This window comes from Pseudoponticoccus marisrubri (assembly GCF_001482405.1).
Taxonomy (GTDB): domain Bacteria; phylum Pseudomonadota; class Alphaproteobacteria; order Rhodobacterales; family Rhodobacteraceae; genus Pseudoponticoccus; species Pseudoponticoccus marisrubri.
In genome coordinates this window covers 22,421-35,870 of the sequence record NZ_LPXO01000010.1, presented here as the reverse complement: position 1 = coordinate 35,870, position 13,450 = coordinate 22,421, and the positions used below count along the sequence as shown (strand labels likewise).

The following is a 13,450-nucleotide window of genomic DNA, read 5'->3' as shown; positions in this document are numbered from 1 at the left end:
GGCTGCGCGCGCGTCATGAAACCGTTACATTATGGCTCCGATTGCAGGAGAGCGACATGATTATCAAGAGTATCGACCAGTTGCTGCAGGGCCGCAGCCTGGTCTCTGTCACCCCCGACGCCACGATCCGCGAGGCCTGTACCCTGCTGGACCGCCACGGGATCGGCGCGCTGGCCGTGCTGGACGGGCCCCGTCTGGTCGGCATCCTCAGCGAGCGGGACGTGATCCGCCGCTGCATCGCCGCCGGCCGCCGCACCGACGAGACCCGGGTGCGCGAGATCATGACACCCGATCCGCAGACCATCCGCCGCAATGCCAGCCTTGCGGATGCCCAGACCGTGATGGTCGAGGGCGGCTTTCGCCACCTGCCGGTGATCGACGCCATCGGCAGCATCGTGGGCATGATGTCGATCCGCGACGTGCCGACCGAGTATCGCCTGATGGTCGAGCGCTTCCGCGAGGCGCAGGGCGCGCCGACGGCCGCGCAGTAGGACATCGGCCAAGGGCAATTGTTTTTCGCCTGACGCAACGGCAGGCGGAAGATTTTGCGCGTGATGCGCGAAAAAGATGTGGATTTGCCGCCGGTAATCTCTACGTGATTTGTAGGCGGCTCTAACATGCGTTCTGCTGGCATGGACTGCCGCCGGCCGGAGGGCGCAATGAACGACATGGAATTACCCGAACGCACGCGACTGGGCGAAGACCAGCTGCGTGTGGGTCTTGAAGTCGCCAGCATCGGCATCGGCAGCGTCAATTACCGCGACGACACCGTGTTCCTCGATGACCTCGCGGCCAAGCTTTTCGACCTGCCGGCCGGAATGGAAATCATGCGTGACGCCCTGCATCAGCGCATCCATCCCGAGGACTGGCCCGAGGTCGAGCTGCGCGTGACCTGCCTGCTCGATCCCGGGGACGTCGACGTGCTCAACCTCACCCACCGCGTGGTGTTGCCCGATGGCGAGACCCGCTGGGTCCGCACCCGCAAGCAGATCACCTTCGAGACGCCGGCCGATGGCGGCCGCCGCCGCCCGGTCTCGGGCGTCTTCGCCGTCTATGACGTGACCGAGGAGCACCGCTCGCAGGAGCAGATACAGCTGCTCTTGGGCGAGATGAACCACCGCACCAAAAACGTCTATTCCGTGGTCACCGGCATCGCGCGGCAGATGAAGCGGCAGGTGGATGACAACGGCTTCGTCGATGCCTTCGTCGAACGGGTCAACGCGCTGGCCCGCAACCAGGACACGGTCGCGCAGGAACGCACCGCCCGGGCCGATATACGCGACGTGATCACGGCGCAGGTGCAGCCCTTCATCGGCAAGGATCCGGGCCGCGTGATGATGAAGGGGCCGCGCCAGCCGCTGACCGCGGACACGGCGCAGGCCATCGCGCTGTCGATGCACGAGATGATGACCAACGCCGTCAAGTACGGTGCCCTCTCGCAGGAGGGCGGGCGCGTCACGGTGCAGTGGAGCCGTGAGGGCGACGCCCGCGAACGGTTCGTGCTGGACTGGCAGGAACATGACGGCCCCGCCGTGACCCCGCCCGAGCGCGAGGGCTTCGGCACCAAGCTGCTCGACATGTTCACCCGCTCGGCGCTGGGAGGCGAAGTGGCGCTGTCCTACCCGCCCGAGGGGTTCCATGCCCGCATCAGTGCCCCGGCCGACCGGCTCTGACCGCCTCTCCGGGCGCGGATCTCCTGAATTGACAGGTCCTGCGGGCTGCCGCAGGCTGTTCCGACGGGCCGCAAGAATGGCGCCGCATTTCAGGAGTGATTGATGAGACATGGATTTCCCACGCTGCTGCTGGCCGTCCTTGGCAGTGCGACCTTGGCGCAGGACGCGGCCGCGCCCTTCGCGGTCGAGCCCTCGGTCGACGTGATCGAGCTGTCTGCCGACCAGGCGCTGACGCTCAGCTTCACCGACCCGTTCACCGAGCTGTCCATGGCGCAGCCCGAGATTGCCGACATGAGCGCGCTGAGCGATCGTCGGATCTACCTGCTGGGCAAGACCGTGGGCGAGACGACGCTGACGGTCATCCGGGGCAGCGGCGCGGTGGAGGCCTATGACATCCACGTCATCACCGATCTCGGCCCGCTTCTGGATTTCGTCGAGGAGGCGCTGCCCGAGGTGACGCTGACCCGCGAAGGATCCGACGTGTTCCTCGCCGGTTGCGCCACGGGCAGCCACCGTCAGGACGTGCTGGCCCAGACCATCGCCGCGCTCAAGGGGGATGGCTATACCGTGCTGGCCAATGTCGAGGAATGCTGATCACGGCAGCTCTGCTGACGTAGCGGCAAGGAAAGTCTGGACAGGTCAACCATCCCTTGGCAGGCTTGTCCCATGCGCGCCCTTTCTGCCTGCCTCCTGTCGCTGAGCCTTGCCCTGCCGCTGCCCTCGGGCGCGCAGCAAAGCTGTACCGATGACGCGATGATCGTCTTCGACGGCTCGGGCTCGATGGCCGAGATCGGCGTGAACATGGTGGGCGTGGCCAAGATCAGCGAGGCGCGGCTTGCCCTGCGGCGGGTCCTGCCCTCGGTCGCGGCGGCGCGTCGGCTGGGGCTGGTGATCTACGGACCCGGCGGCGACCGCACCTGCCGCAATTCCGAGTTGCGCTTCGGCCCGCAATGGGAGGCCGCGCCGCGCATCCTGTCCGAGGTCGATGCGCTGCGCCCGGTGGGCGGCACGCCGCTGACCGAGGGCGTGCGCATGGCCGCCGAGGCGCTGGACTACCGCAACACGGCCGGCGCCGTGGTGCTGGTCACCGACGGGGCCGAGACCTGCGGCGGCGCGCCCTGCGCGCTGGCGGCCGAGCTGGCCGAGAACGCGCCCGGGCTGGTGGTGCACGTGATCGGCTTCAAGGTCGACATGCGGGGCGAGCTGGACCGGGGCGGGCGGCCGATCATCGCCGCGCGCTGCCTCGCGGACCGCACGGGCGGGCGCTATGTCACGGCGCAGACCCTCGACGAGCTGGCCGGCGCGTTGCGCCTGACGTTGGGCTGCAATCTGTTCGGGGCGCTGTCGCCGGTCGCAATACCGCGCCCCGGCGGCTGAGCAGCGGCCAAACAAAAAGCGCGCCCCGCAAGGGGGGCGCGCCAAGGATCGCGGTGTCGCTGCGCTCAGTTCGGGATCTCGGCGTCGATGCCTTCGACGTAGAAATCCATGCCCAGCAGCGTGCCGTCATCGGCCACCTCGCCCTCTTCCAGCCAGACCGAGCCGTCGGCCTTGTTGATCGGGCCGGTGAACGGGTGGTACTCGCCCGAGGCGATCGCCTCTTTCATGGCCAGCGCCTCGGCCTTGACGTCCTCGGGGACGGCATCGGTGATCTCGCCGATTCCGACCATGCCCGGTCCGATCCCGTCCCAGGTGTCGGTGCTTTCCCAGGTGCCGTCGATCACCGCCTGCACGCGCTCGATATAGTAGGGCGCCCAGTCATCGATGATTGAGGACACGCGCGGCAGGGGCGCGTAGTCGTACATGTCCGAGGCCTGGCCGAAGGTGATCACGTCGCCCGCCTCCTGCGCGGCGGCCTGCGGCGCGGTGGAGTCGGTGTGCTGCAGGATCACGTCGGCGCCGTTCTCGATCAGCGCGCGGGCCGCGTCGGCCTCTTTCGAGGGGTCGAACCACGTATAGGCCCAGACGATCGAGAACTCGACATCCGGGTTCACCTTCTTGGCGTGCAGGTAGGCCGAGTTGATGCCGCGGATGACCTCGGGGATCGGGAAGGAGGCGATGTAGCCGATCTTGTTGGTCTCGGTCATGCTGCCGGCGATATGGCCCTGGATCGCGCGGCCCTCGTAGAAGCGGGCCGAGTAGATCGAGACGTTGTCGGCGCGCTTGTAGCCGGTGGCGTGCTCGAACTTCACGTCCGGGAATTTCTCGGCCACCGCGATGGTCGGATCCATGTAGCCGAAGGAGGTGGTGAAGATGATGTCGGCGCCCGACAGCGCCATCTGGGTGATCGCGCGCTCGGCATCGGCGCCCTCGGGCACGCTTTCCTGGTAGATCGTCTTGACCTGGTCGCCGAAATGCTCCTCGACCGCAAGGCGGCCCTGGTCATGTTCATAGGTCCAGCCGCCATCGCCCACCGGGCCGACATAGATGAAGCCGGCGGTCACGTCCTGTGCCGCGGCCGCCTGGCCCAGCGTCAGGGCCAGCGCCGCGCTGGCAAGAAGCGTTCTTCTGTGCATGGAGTTACTCCCTTTCAGTGTTGTTGGTCTTGGGTTGCCTGGTGTCGGGGTCGTCCCCGGACGCCTCGGTCTCGTCGGGCCGTGCCGGCGCGTTGAGCAGCGCCGAGGCGATGATGCCGGCCGGGATCGCCACGATCCCCAGCCCGACCATCAGCGTCAGCGCGGTAAAGATCTTGCCCGCGACGGTGACCGGGTAGACATCGCCATAGCCCACCGTGGTCAGCGTCGCCAGCGCCCACCACAGCGCGTTCGGGATGGTCCCGAAACTGTCGGGCTGGGCGTCCTTCTCGAAATGGTGGATGCCCACCGCGGCCAGGAACAGCACGATCGCGGCCAGCAGCAGGAAGAGCAGCAGGTCCTCGCGCGCCTTGTCCAGCGCATGTTCCAGCCGCATCAGCGCGCGGCGCATGCGGAACAGCTTGAGCAGGCGGAAGATGCGCATCAGCCGCAGGACCCGCAGCGTCTGGCTGTGCGGCGCCAGCAAGAGCAGCGCCGGCAGGATGGCCAGCAGGTCGACGATGCCCCAGAAGGACAGCGCGTAGCGCCAGCGCGACGGGGCCGACCAGAGCCGCGCGGCATATTCCGCCACGAAGATCGCCAGCAGCGTCAGCTCGGCCCCGCGCAGCAGCGCCACGGCCCAGCCCGGCAGGTCGCGCAGGCTCTGCAGCGTGATGACCAGCGCCGAGGCGAGGATCGCGCCATAGACCAGCACCGCCACGGCCCGGCCCAGCTGCGGGTCCTGGCCCTCCAGCGCGGCCTGGACGCGGGACTTCAGCCGTCGGGCCATGGGCGCTCATGTGGTGGCGTGGAACGGCCGGCCCAGCGAGGCGGGCGCGCCGTGATGCCCCCGGGCCGAGATGACGACCAGCACGAGGATGGTGATGATGTAGGGCGAGGCCGAGAGCAGCGCGACGGGCACGTTCGCCCCCGCTGCCTGCAGGTTCAGCTGCAGCACGGTGACGCCGCCGAAGAGATAGGCGCCGACCGCCACGCGCCACGGCCGCCACGAGGCAAAGACCACGATGGCCAGCGCGATCCAGCCCGCGCCGGCGGTCATGCCCTCGGTCCATTGCGGCACGCGCACGAGGCTCAGGTAGGCGCCGCCCAGCCCGGCACAGGCGCCGCCGAAGGCGATCGCCGCCAGCCGGATGCGCACCACCTTGTAGCCCAGCGCATGGGCGCTGTCGTGGCTTTCGCCCGTGGCGCGCAGGATCAGCCCCGCGCGGGTGAATTTCAGGAAGGCCCAGACCCCGGCGACCAGCGCCAGCGCGAAATAGACCATGATGTCATGGCTGAAGAGCATCCGGCCGAGCACGGGGATGTCCGAGAGCGGGCCGAGGTCGAGCTTGGGCAGGGTGGGGGATTTCATCCCCTCGTAGGGCTTGCCGATCAGCGAGGACAGGCCCAGCCCGACCAGCGTCAGCCCCAGACCGGTGGCGACCTGGTTGGACAGCAGGAACTGCGTCAGCACGCCGAAACTCAGCGACAGCGCGGCCGAGGCGCAGGCGGCGGCCAGGAACCCCCAGCCCGGCGCGCCCGTGTTCACGGCGATGGCAAAGCCCACCACCGCGCCGGTGATCATCATCCCCTCGACGCCGAGGTTCAGCACGCCCGATTTCTCGACCACCATCTCGCCGATGGCGGCCAGCAGGATGGGCGTGGCCGAGACCATGATCGAGGCGACGAGCAGGACGGGGTTGATCGAGGACAGGTCCATCACGCGGTCTCCCTCTGGCCCAGCCGCAGCCGGTAATTGGTGAACACGTCGACCCCCAGCAGGAAGAACAGCAGCATCCCCTGGAACAGCTGGATCGAGGCGCCGGGCACGCCCAGCATCAGCTGCGCCAGCTCGCCCCCGATATAGGTCAGCGCCATGAGCAGCCCGGCCAGCAGGATGCCCACAGGGTGCAACCGGCCGAGGAAGGCCACGATGATCGCGGTGAAGCCGTAGCCCGAGTTGAAATCGATGCTGATCTGGCCGGCCGGGCCGGCCACTTCGAACAGCCCGGCCATGCCGGCCAGCGCGCCCGAGATGCCGAGGCAGAAGAGCACGATCCGTGCCGGGTTGACGCCCGAGAACCGCGCCGCGCGCGGCGCCTCGCCGGTCAGCCGGATGTTGAAGCCAAGGATGTGGCGCGTCAGCAGCACATAGGCGCCGATCACCGCGAGGAAGGCGAAGAGCACGCCCCAATGCATGCCGGTGCCCGAGATCAGCTCGGCATTATGCGCCGCGTCCCATTCCTTGAAATTGCGCGAGCCGGGAAAGCCGCGCCCCTCGGGGTTGCGCAGAAAGCCCGAGGAGGCCGTCGCGAGGATGTTCTCGGCCACGTAGACCAGCATCAGAGAGACGAGGATCTCGTTGGTGCCGAAGCGCGTCTTGAGAATGCCGGGGATCATCGCCCAGGCCCACCCGCCCAATGCGCCGAACAGGATCATCATCGGCAGGATGAGGAAACTGGAGGCGGGATAGACCGCCAGCCCCGCCGCTGCGCCGCAGATGGCGCCCATGATGTACTGCCCCTCGGCGCCGATATTCCAGATCCCGGCGCGAAAGCCGATGGACAGGCCGATGGCGATCAGGATCAGCGGGCCGGCCTTGACCAGCAGCTGGGGCCGGGTGAAGCCGGCGAATTGCGTGTTGAAGAGCGGATCCCAGAAGATGGTGCGGATCGCCTCGAACGGGTTGGCGCCGAGAAAGGCGAAGAGCACCCCGCCGAACACCATGGTCAGCAGCACGGCCAGCACCGGGCTGAGCCCCGTCCAGAGCCGCGAGGGCTGCGGGCGTTTCTCCAGCCGGATCATGGCGCGCCCCTTTCCGCCGGGCGGCCGCAAATTCCGTGAACGGAATTTGCAAAAGTCGTGCACGACTTTTGCCCGCACGCATGGCTGGCGTATGTGCTGTCATTCGGCCACATGCGCCACCTCCATGTCATGCGCGCCGCCCATCATCAGGCCGATTTTCTCGATATCCAGCTCGGACACGGGTCGGATCGGGGACAGCCGTCCCTCGTTCAGCGCACCAAACCGGTCAGAGACCTCCATCAACTCGTCTAGGTCCTGGCTGATCACCACCACGGCACCCCCCTTGGACGCAAGGTCCAGCAGCGACTGGCGGATGAAGGCCGCCGCCGCCGCATCGACCCCCCATGTCGGCTGGTTGATGATCAGCACGTCCGGATCCTGGCTGATCTCGCGCCCGACCACGAATTTCTGCAGGTTGCCGCCCGACAGCGCCCGCGCCGCGGTCTGCGGCCCCGGCGTGCGCACGTCGAAGCGCTCGATCACCGCCTCGGCAAACCCCCGCGCGCGGCCCCAGGAGATGAAGCCGTTGCGCAGCATCTCCTGCCGGCGCACCGCGGTCAGCACGCCGTTCTCGACCAGGCTCATGTCGGGTGCGGCCGCGTGGCCCAGCCGTTCTTCCGGCCCGCTCAGCAGCCCTGCATCCCGGCGCGCCACGGGCCCGGCGGCGCTGATATCCTGCCCTTTCAGGAAGAGGCTGCCAGCCGGCGCCGGGCGCTCCCCCGCCAGCGCGATCAGCAGCTCGTCCTGCCCGTTGCCCGCCACGCCGCCAAGCCCCAGCACCTCGCCCGCGCGCACCTCGAAGCTGATGCTCCGCAGCGGCGTGCCGAAGGCGCCCGGCGCCGGCATGGACAGGTCCTGCACCTTCAGCAGCACCTCGCCCGGCACGTGCGGCTTGGCCTCTGGCGTGGCAAAGCTCGCCCCCACCATCATCTCGGCCATCTCGCGCGCCGTTGTCTCGCGCGGCACGCAGGTCGCCACTTTCTGCCCGCGCCGCAGGATCGTTGCCTCGTCGCAGAGCGCGCGGATCTCCTCCAGCTTGTGCGAGATGTAGAGGATCGAGGTGCCCTCGGATTTCAGCTTGCGCAGCGTCTCGAACAGGATCTCGACCTCCTGCGGGGTCAGGACGCTGGTCGGCTCGTCCATGATCAGCAGCCGCGGTTCCTGCAACAGGCAGCGGATGATCTCGACGCGCTGCCGCTCGCCCGCCGACAGGGTGCCCACGGTGCGGAACGGGTCCAGCGGCAACCCATAGGTCTCGGACACCTCGCGGATCTGGCGCGCCAGGTCGCGCGGTTTCGGTGGATCCTCCATCCCCAGCGCGACGTTCTCGGCCACGTTCAGCGCATCGAAGAGCGAGAAATGCTGGAACACCATCGCCACGCCGGCGCGGCGCGCATCCGAGGGCTTGGTCGGCGCAAAGGCCGCCCCGTCCCAGGTCATGCTGCCCTTGTCCGGCGCCACCAGCCCGAAGATCATCTTGACCAGCGTCGATTTCCCGGCGCCGTTCTCGCCCAGCAACGCGTGGATCTCGCCCTTCGCGATGTCGAAGGACACGGCGTCATTGGCCACGACGCCCGGATAGGCCTTGGTCAGGCCCGAGATGCTGAGGAGTGTGTCGACCACCCTGAAACCTCTTCCGTTTTGTCGTGGAGTAGGCGCGAGGCCACCCCGATGGCAATGGCCTGCGGGTGTTTGCCCAAAGCTTTGTGCCCGATCGGGCAGCATATGCGGTCGATTTGGGCATCTGCATGGCCCAGCGCGGCCAGCCGCTTGCGGAAGCGGGCCCATTTCGTGTCCGATCCGATCAGCCCGGCCTGCGCGAAACCGTGCTCCAGCGCGGCATGGCACAGCCGGAAATCCAGCTCGTGGCTGTAGGTCAGGATGACATGCGCGGCATCCCGCGAGGCATGGGACATCAACCGCTCGGGCGCCGCGGCGGGCAGCACCGTCACCCCGTCGGGCACGGTGTCGGGAAAGCGCTCTGGCCCGGTATCGACCCAGCTCAGCGCCAGGTCCGGCAGCGGCACCAGCACATCGACCAGCGCGCGGCCAACATGGCCCGCCCCCCAGATCCAGACCGGGCGCGTCGGCCGGGCGACCGGCTCCACCATCCAACCCTGCACCAGCTGCGGTGCCGGCGCGGCGCCGCGGGCCCGCGCCCGGTCGATCAGGCGCCGCACCGCCAGCGGCCTCTCGCCCGGCCCGCGCGCGATCACGTCTCCGCCCTCGGGCCGGGGCAGCGTCTCTTCGGTGAACTGCTCGGTCAACAGCGTCACCGCGCCGCCGCAGCACTGGCCCAGCTCGGGACCCAGCGCATGGCGCGACAGCCCCGTTCGGGACAGCGCGGCCGTCGCGGCCTGGTATTCCAGCGCCCCGCCACCGATCGTGCCGGATTGCCCGCCCGCCCAGACCAGCATCGCGGCGCCCACCTCGCGCGGCGACGACCCTGCCACCTCGGCGATCACCACGCGGGCGACGCGGCCATGCGCCGCCACGGCCCGGTCCAGCGCGGCCAGGTCAAACCCCATCGCGCGCCCTCCGCACCGCGGCCAGAACCGCCTCGGGCGTGGCGGGCGCCTGCAGGTCCGGCCAGCCCGGCCCGCAGGCACTGACGGCGTGCTGCAACGCGAAGAAGACCGACATGCCCAGCATGAAGGGCGGCTCGCCCACCGCCTTGGAGCGATAGATCGTCTCCTCGCGATTGCGCCCGTCCCAGAGATCCACCTCGAAGATGTCGGGCCGGTCCGAGCAGGCCGGGATCTTGTAGGTCGAGGGGGCATGCGTGCGCAGCCGCCCGTCGCCATCCCAGACCAGCTCCTCGGTGGTCAGCCAGCCCGCCCCCTGCACGAAACCGCCCTCGACCTGGCCGCGATCGATGGCCGGGTTCAGCGAGGCGCCGCAATCATGCAGGATATGGGTGGCGAGGATCCGGTTCTCGCCGGTCAGCGTGTCGATCACCACCTCGGAACAGGCCGCGCCATAGGCGAAGTAGAAGAAGGGCCGACCCTGGCCGCGGATGCGGTCCCATTTCAGCTTGGGCGTCTTGTAGAACCCCGTCGCCGACAGGCTGACCCGCCCCTCGTAGCAGAGCGCCGCGGCCTCGGCAAAACTGAGCCGGTTGCCGCCCACATGCACCTGCCCCTCGGCAAAGCGCACGTCGCGCGCCTCGTCCTGGTGCAGCCGGGCCAGGTGCTCGGCCATGCGCTCGCGGATCGTCACGCAGGCGGCCTGCGCCGCCATCCCGTTCAGGTCCGACCCGGACGAGGCCGCGGTGGCCGAGGTATTGGGCACCTTGCCGGTATCGGTGGCAGTGATGCGGATCATTTCGGGCGCCACGCCGAACTCGGCCGCGGCCACCTGCGCCACCTTCTGGAACAGGCCCTGTCCCATCTCGGTGCCGCCATGGTTCAGGTGGATCGAGCCGTCCTGGTAGACATGCACCAGCGCGCCGGCCTGGTTGAGATGGGTCAGCGTGAAGGAGATGCCGAACTTCACCGGCGTCAGCGCGATGCCGCGCTTCAGCACCGGGTTGGCGGCGTTCCACGCGGCCACCGCCCGGCGCCGCGCCGCGTAATCGCTGCGCTCCACCAGCCGGTCGGTCATCTCGTGCAGGATGAAATCCTCCACCACCTGGCCATAGGGCGTGGTCTGCACGCCGGCCGGCACCGCCGGGGCACCGGCATCCGACGGCCCCTCGGCCCCCCCGCGCGAGGCCAGGTCCTGCCCGGGCTCTTTCATCTTTCCCGAAATACTCCCGGGGGGGGCGACCGCAGGGCGCCGGGGGGCAGCGCCCCCCTCGGCACCGGCCACCGTCTCGCCGGCATAATAGTTGACGCGCCGCACCTCCAAGGGGTCGCGGCCCAGCGCATGGGCCACGTGGTCGATCACCCGCTCGATACCCAGCATGCCCTGCGGGCCGCCAAAGCCGCGAAAGGCGGTGGCGCTCTGGGTGTTGGTCTTCAGCCGGTGGCTTTCGATGCGGATCGCGGGCAGGTGATAGGCATTGTCGGCATGCAGCATGGCCCGGTCGGCCACCGGCAGCGACAGGTCCTGCGCCCAGCCGCAGCGGCACAGGTGCACGAACTCGACCCCCGCCAGCCGGCCGTCATCGTCGAACCCCGCGCGGTACTCGATACGGAAATCGTGCCGCTTGCCGGTGATGGTGAAATCGTCGTCCCGGTCATAGCGCATCTTGGCGGGCCGCCCGGTGGCGCGCGCCACCACGGCGCAGGCGATGGCCAGCGCGTTGCCCTGGCTCTCCTTGCCGCCGAACCCGCCGCCCATGCGCCGCGTCTCGACGCGCACGCCATGCATCGGCAGGCCCAGCGCATGGGCCACCTTGTGCTGAATCTCGGTCGGGTGCTGGGTCGAGGCATGCACGACCATGTCGCCGCCCTCTTGCGGCAGGGCCAACGCGGCCTGCCCCTCGAGGTAGAAATGCTCCTGCCCGCCGATCTCGATCACGCCCTCGATCGCGTGCGGCGCGCCGTCGATCGCTTCGCCGGCATCGCCCTTCTCCCAGATGCGCGGGCCGTCCTCGAAGCGGCTGTCGGCTTCCATCGCCTCGTCCACCGACAGGATCGCGTCGCGCGACTGGTAGTCCAGCTTGCCCAGCCGCGCCGCGCGGCGCGCCGCCAGGTGCGAGGTTGCCGCCACCAGAAAGACCGGCTGGCCGAGATAGCGGATGCGGTGGCCCGAGAGCAGAGGCTCGTCATGGTTGGAGGGCGAGCAGTCGCAGTCCGAGGGCAGGTCGCTCGCCTCCCAGACGCCGACCACGCCGGGCGCCTTGCGCACCGCGTCGAGATCGATCGCGGTGATCCGCCCGGCGGCGATCTCGGACAGGCCGAACGCCAGGTGCAGCGCGCCCGCCGGGGCGGGGATGTCGTCGACATAGCGCGCCGCCCCTGTCACGTGCAGCCGCGCGGCGTCATGGGGCAGGGGTTTCGCGACGCTCATGCCCGCACCTCCAGCACGTTGGTGGCCGCGCCCAGGTCGTCCAGCAGGCAGCGCGACAGCATGTTGCGCGCGGCGGTCAACCGGTAGGCGGCGCTGGCGCGCATGTCGTCCATGGGCTGGAAATCGCGCTCCCACGCGTCCCAGGCGCTGATCACCGTCTCCTCGGTCCAGGGCTTGCCGGTCAGCGCGGCCTCGACGGCGCGGGCGCGCTTGGGAACACCCGCCATGCCGCCGAAGGCGATGCGCGCACTCTCCACCCGGCCATCCTCGACCGTGATGTTGAAGGCACCGCAAACGGCCGAGATGTCCTGGTCGAAGCGCTTGGACAGCTTGTAGACGCGCAGCCGGTCGGGCTGGGGCGGGAGGGTGATGGCCTCGACGAACTCGCCCGGGTGGCGGTCCTGCTTTCCGTAGTCGAGGAAGAACTCTTCCAGCGGCATCTCGCGGCGCGTCTCGCGAAAGCGCAGGTGCAGCGTGGCCCCCAGCGCGATCAGTGCCGGCGGGTTGTCTCCGATGGGCGAGCCGTTGGCAATATTGCCGCCGATCGTCGCCGCGGCCCGCACCTGGGCCGAGCCGTAGCGGCGGATCATCTCGGCATAGGCGGGGTGGCGCGGGCGCATCGCCTCCAGCACGCGGTCCATGGTGACACCGGCACCGATGCGCAGGCCGCCCGCGACCTCCTCGATCTCCTGCAGGTCGCGGCAGCGGCCGAGAAAGATCACCTCGTCCAGATCGCGCAGACCCTTGGTCACCCAGAGCCCCACATCCGTCGCCCCGGCGACCAGCACGGCCTCGGGGTGGCGCGCGCAGAGCTCGGCCAATTCGTCGACATCCTCGGGCGCATGCCAGCGCGGGGCGCCGTGGCCGTCGGGATGGGCGCGGGGGGGCGGTGCCTCGGGCGCGGCATCGGCCAGCCAGTCGGGCACCGGCTGGTCGGCGGCGGCTTCGGCGGCGCGGATGATCGGAGCATAGCCGGTGCAGCGGCACAGGTTGCCGGCCAGCGCGTCGTCGAAGCCGGTGTCGCCGTTCAGATGCGCCGTGGCCATCGCCACCACGAAGCCCGGCGTGCAGAAGCCGCATTGGCTGCCGTGATACGTCACCATCGCCTCCTGCACCGGGTGCAGGCGGCCATCGGGCGCGGCGATCCCCTCGACCGTGCGCACGGCCTTGCCGTGCAGCTGCGGCAGGAAGAGGATGCAGGCGTTCAGCGCGCGCGCGCCGCCTGCGTCCTGCACCATCACGGTGCAGGCGCCGCAATCGCCCTCGTTGCAGCCCTCCTTGGTGCCGGTGAGCCCGCGCGTCTCGCGCAGCCAGTCGAGCAGCGTGACCGTCGGGTCCACGCTGTCCAGATGCACGCTCTCTCCGTTGAGAAGAAAGGTGATGTCCATTGTCAGAAGTCCCGCCGCTTTACCCTTTTGGCCCCGGAAGGGGGCGCGCCCTCGATGCGGCGTAGAAAGCGCGCCTTTGTCCCGTCGCAATCGAGGCTAGGCGAGGCAAAACATGGTT

12 protein-coding genes are annotated in these 13,450 nt (G+C 69.2%); 4 read left to right on the top strand and 8 right to left on the bottom strand.

All coding sequences use genetic code 11. From position 1 onward, the window contains the following. Positions 1-56: 56 nt before the first annotated feature. From AVJ23_RS15270 to AVJ23_RS15255, 4 genes are all read left to right on the top strand, one after another. Entirely contained in the window at positions 57-491 is a 435-nt protein-coding gene (locus AVJ23_RS15270; RefSeq protein WP_058863082.1) for a CBS domain-containing protein, read from the top strand. Positions 492-668: 177 nt separating this feature from the next. Further along, on the top strand, positions 669-1,673 hold the full coding sequence (locus tag AVJ23_RS15265) for a sensor histidine kinase (protein ID WP_169795948.1): 1,005 nt from the start codon (positions 669-671) through the stop codon (positions 1,671-1,673). 102 nt (positions 1,674-1,775) lie between these two features. Continuing rightward, positions 1,776-2,267: a pilus assembly protein N-terminal domain-containing protein gene (locus AVJ23_RS15260; RefSeq protein ID WP_058863080.1), complete on the top strand. Its 492-nt coding sequence runs from the start codon at positions 1,776-1,778 to the stop codon at positions 2,265-2,267. 72 nt (positions 2,268-2,339) lie between these two features. Next, positions 2,340-3,050 carry a vWA domain-containing protein gene (locus AVJ23_RS15255; protein ID WP_058863079.1) on the top strand — a complete coding sequence of 237 codons (711 nt, stop codon included), beginning with the start codon at positions 2,340-2,342 and terminating at the stop codon, positions 3,048-3,050. Positions 3,051-3,115: 65 nt separating this feature from the next. Here AVJ23_RS15255 and AVJ23_RS15250 read toward each other — a convergent pair whose 3' ends face one another. The 8 genes from AVJ23_RS15250 to xdhA form a co-directional block, all read right to left on the bottom strand. Next, positions 3,116-4,186, bottom strand: coding sequence for a BMP family ABC transporter substrate-binding protein (locus AVJ23_RS15250; protein WP_058863078.1), 1,071 nt, complete (start codon positions 4,184-4,186; stop codon positions 3,116-3,118). Between the two features lie 4 nt (positions 4,187-4,190). Beyond that, complete coding sequence (locus AVJ23_RS15245) at positions 4,191-4,973, bottom strand: ion transporter (RefSeq protein WP_058863077.1); 783 nt, start codon at positions 4,971-4,973, stop codon at positions 4,191-4,193. 6 nt (positions 4,974-4,979) lie between these two features. Then, positions 4,980-5,903: an ABC transporter permease gene (locus AVJ23_RS15240; RefSeq protein ID WP_205626868.1), complete on the bottom strand. Its 924-nt coding sequence runs from the start codon at positions 5,901-5,903 to the stop codon at positions 4,980-4,982. Next, complete coding sequence (locus tag AVJ23_RS15235; RefSeq protein ID WP_058863076.1) at positions 5,903-6,988, bottom strand: ABC transporter permease; 1,086 nt, start codon at positions 6,986-6,988, stop codon at positions 5,903-5,905. The genes AVJ23_RS15240 and AVJ23_RS15235 overlap by 1 nt, the downstream gene beginning before the upstream one ends. A 99-nt stretch (positions 6,989-7,087) precedes the next feature. Continuing rightward, positions 7,088-8,611, bottom strand: coding sequence for an ABC transporter ATP-binding protein (locus AVJ23_RS15230; protein ID WP_058863075.1), 1,524 nt, complete (start codon positions 8,609-8,611; stop codon positions 7,088-7,090). Next, the gene (gene xdhC / locus AVJ23_RS15225) at positions 8,578-9,516 is read right to left on the bottom strand and encodes a xanthine dehydrogenase accessory protein XdhC (RefSeq protein WP_058863074.1); all 939 of its coding nucleotides are present in this window, start codon (positions 9,514-9,516) and stop codon (positions 8,578-8,580) included. The genes AVJ23_RS15230 and xdhC overlap by 34 nt, the downstream gene beginning before the upstream one ends. After that, positions 9,506-11,944 carry a xanthine dehydrogenase molybdopterin binding subunit gene (gene xdhB / locus AVJ23_RS15220; RefSeq protein ID WP_058863073.1) on the bottom strand — a complete coding sequence of 813 codons (2,439 nt, stop codon included), beginning with the start codon at positions 11,942-11,944 and terminating at the stop codon, positions 9,506-9,508. The genes xdhC and xdhB overlap by 11 nt, the downstream gene beginning before the upstream one ends. Further along, complete coding sequence (xdhA, locus tag AVJ23_RS15215) at positions 11,941-13,332, bottom strand: xanthine dehydrogenase small subunit (protein WP_058863072.1); 1,392 nt, start codon at positions 13,330-13,332, stop codon at positions 11,941-11,943. The genes xdhB and xdhA overlap by 4 nt, the downstream gene beginning before the upstream one ends. Between the last annotated feature and the right edge of the window lie 118 nt (positions 13,333-13,450).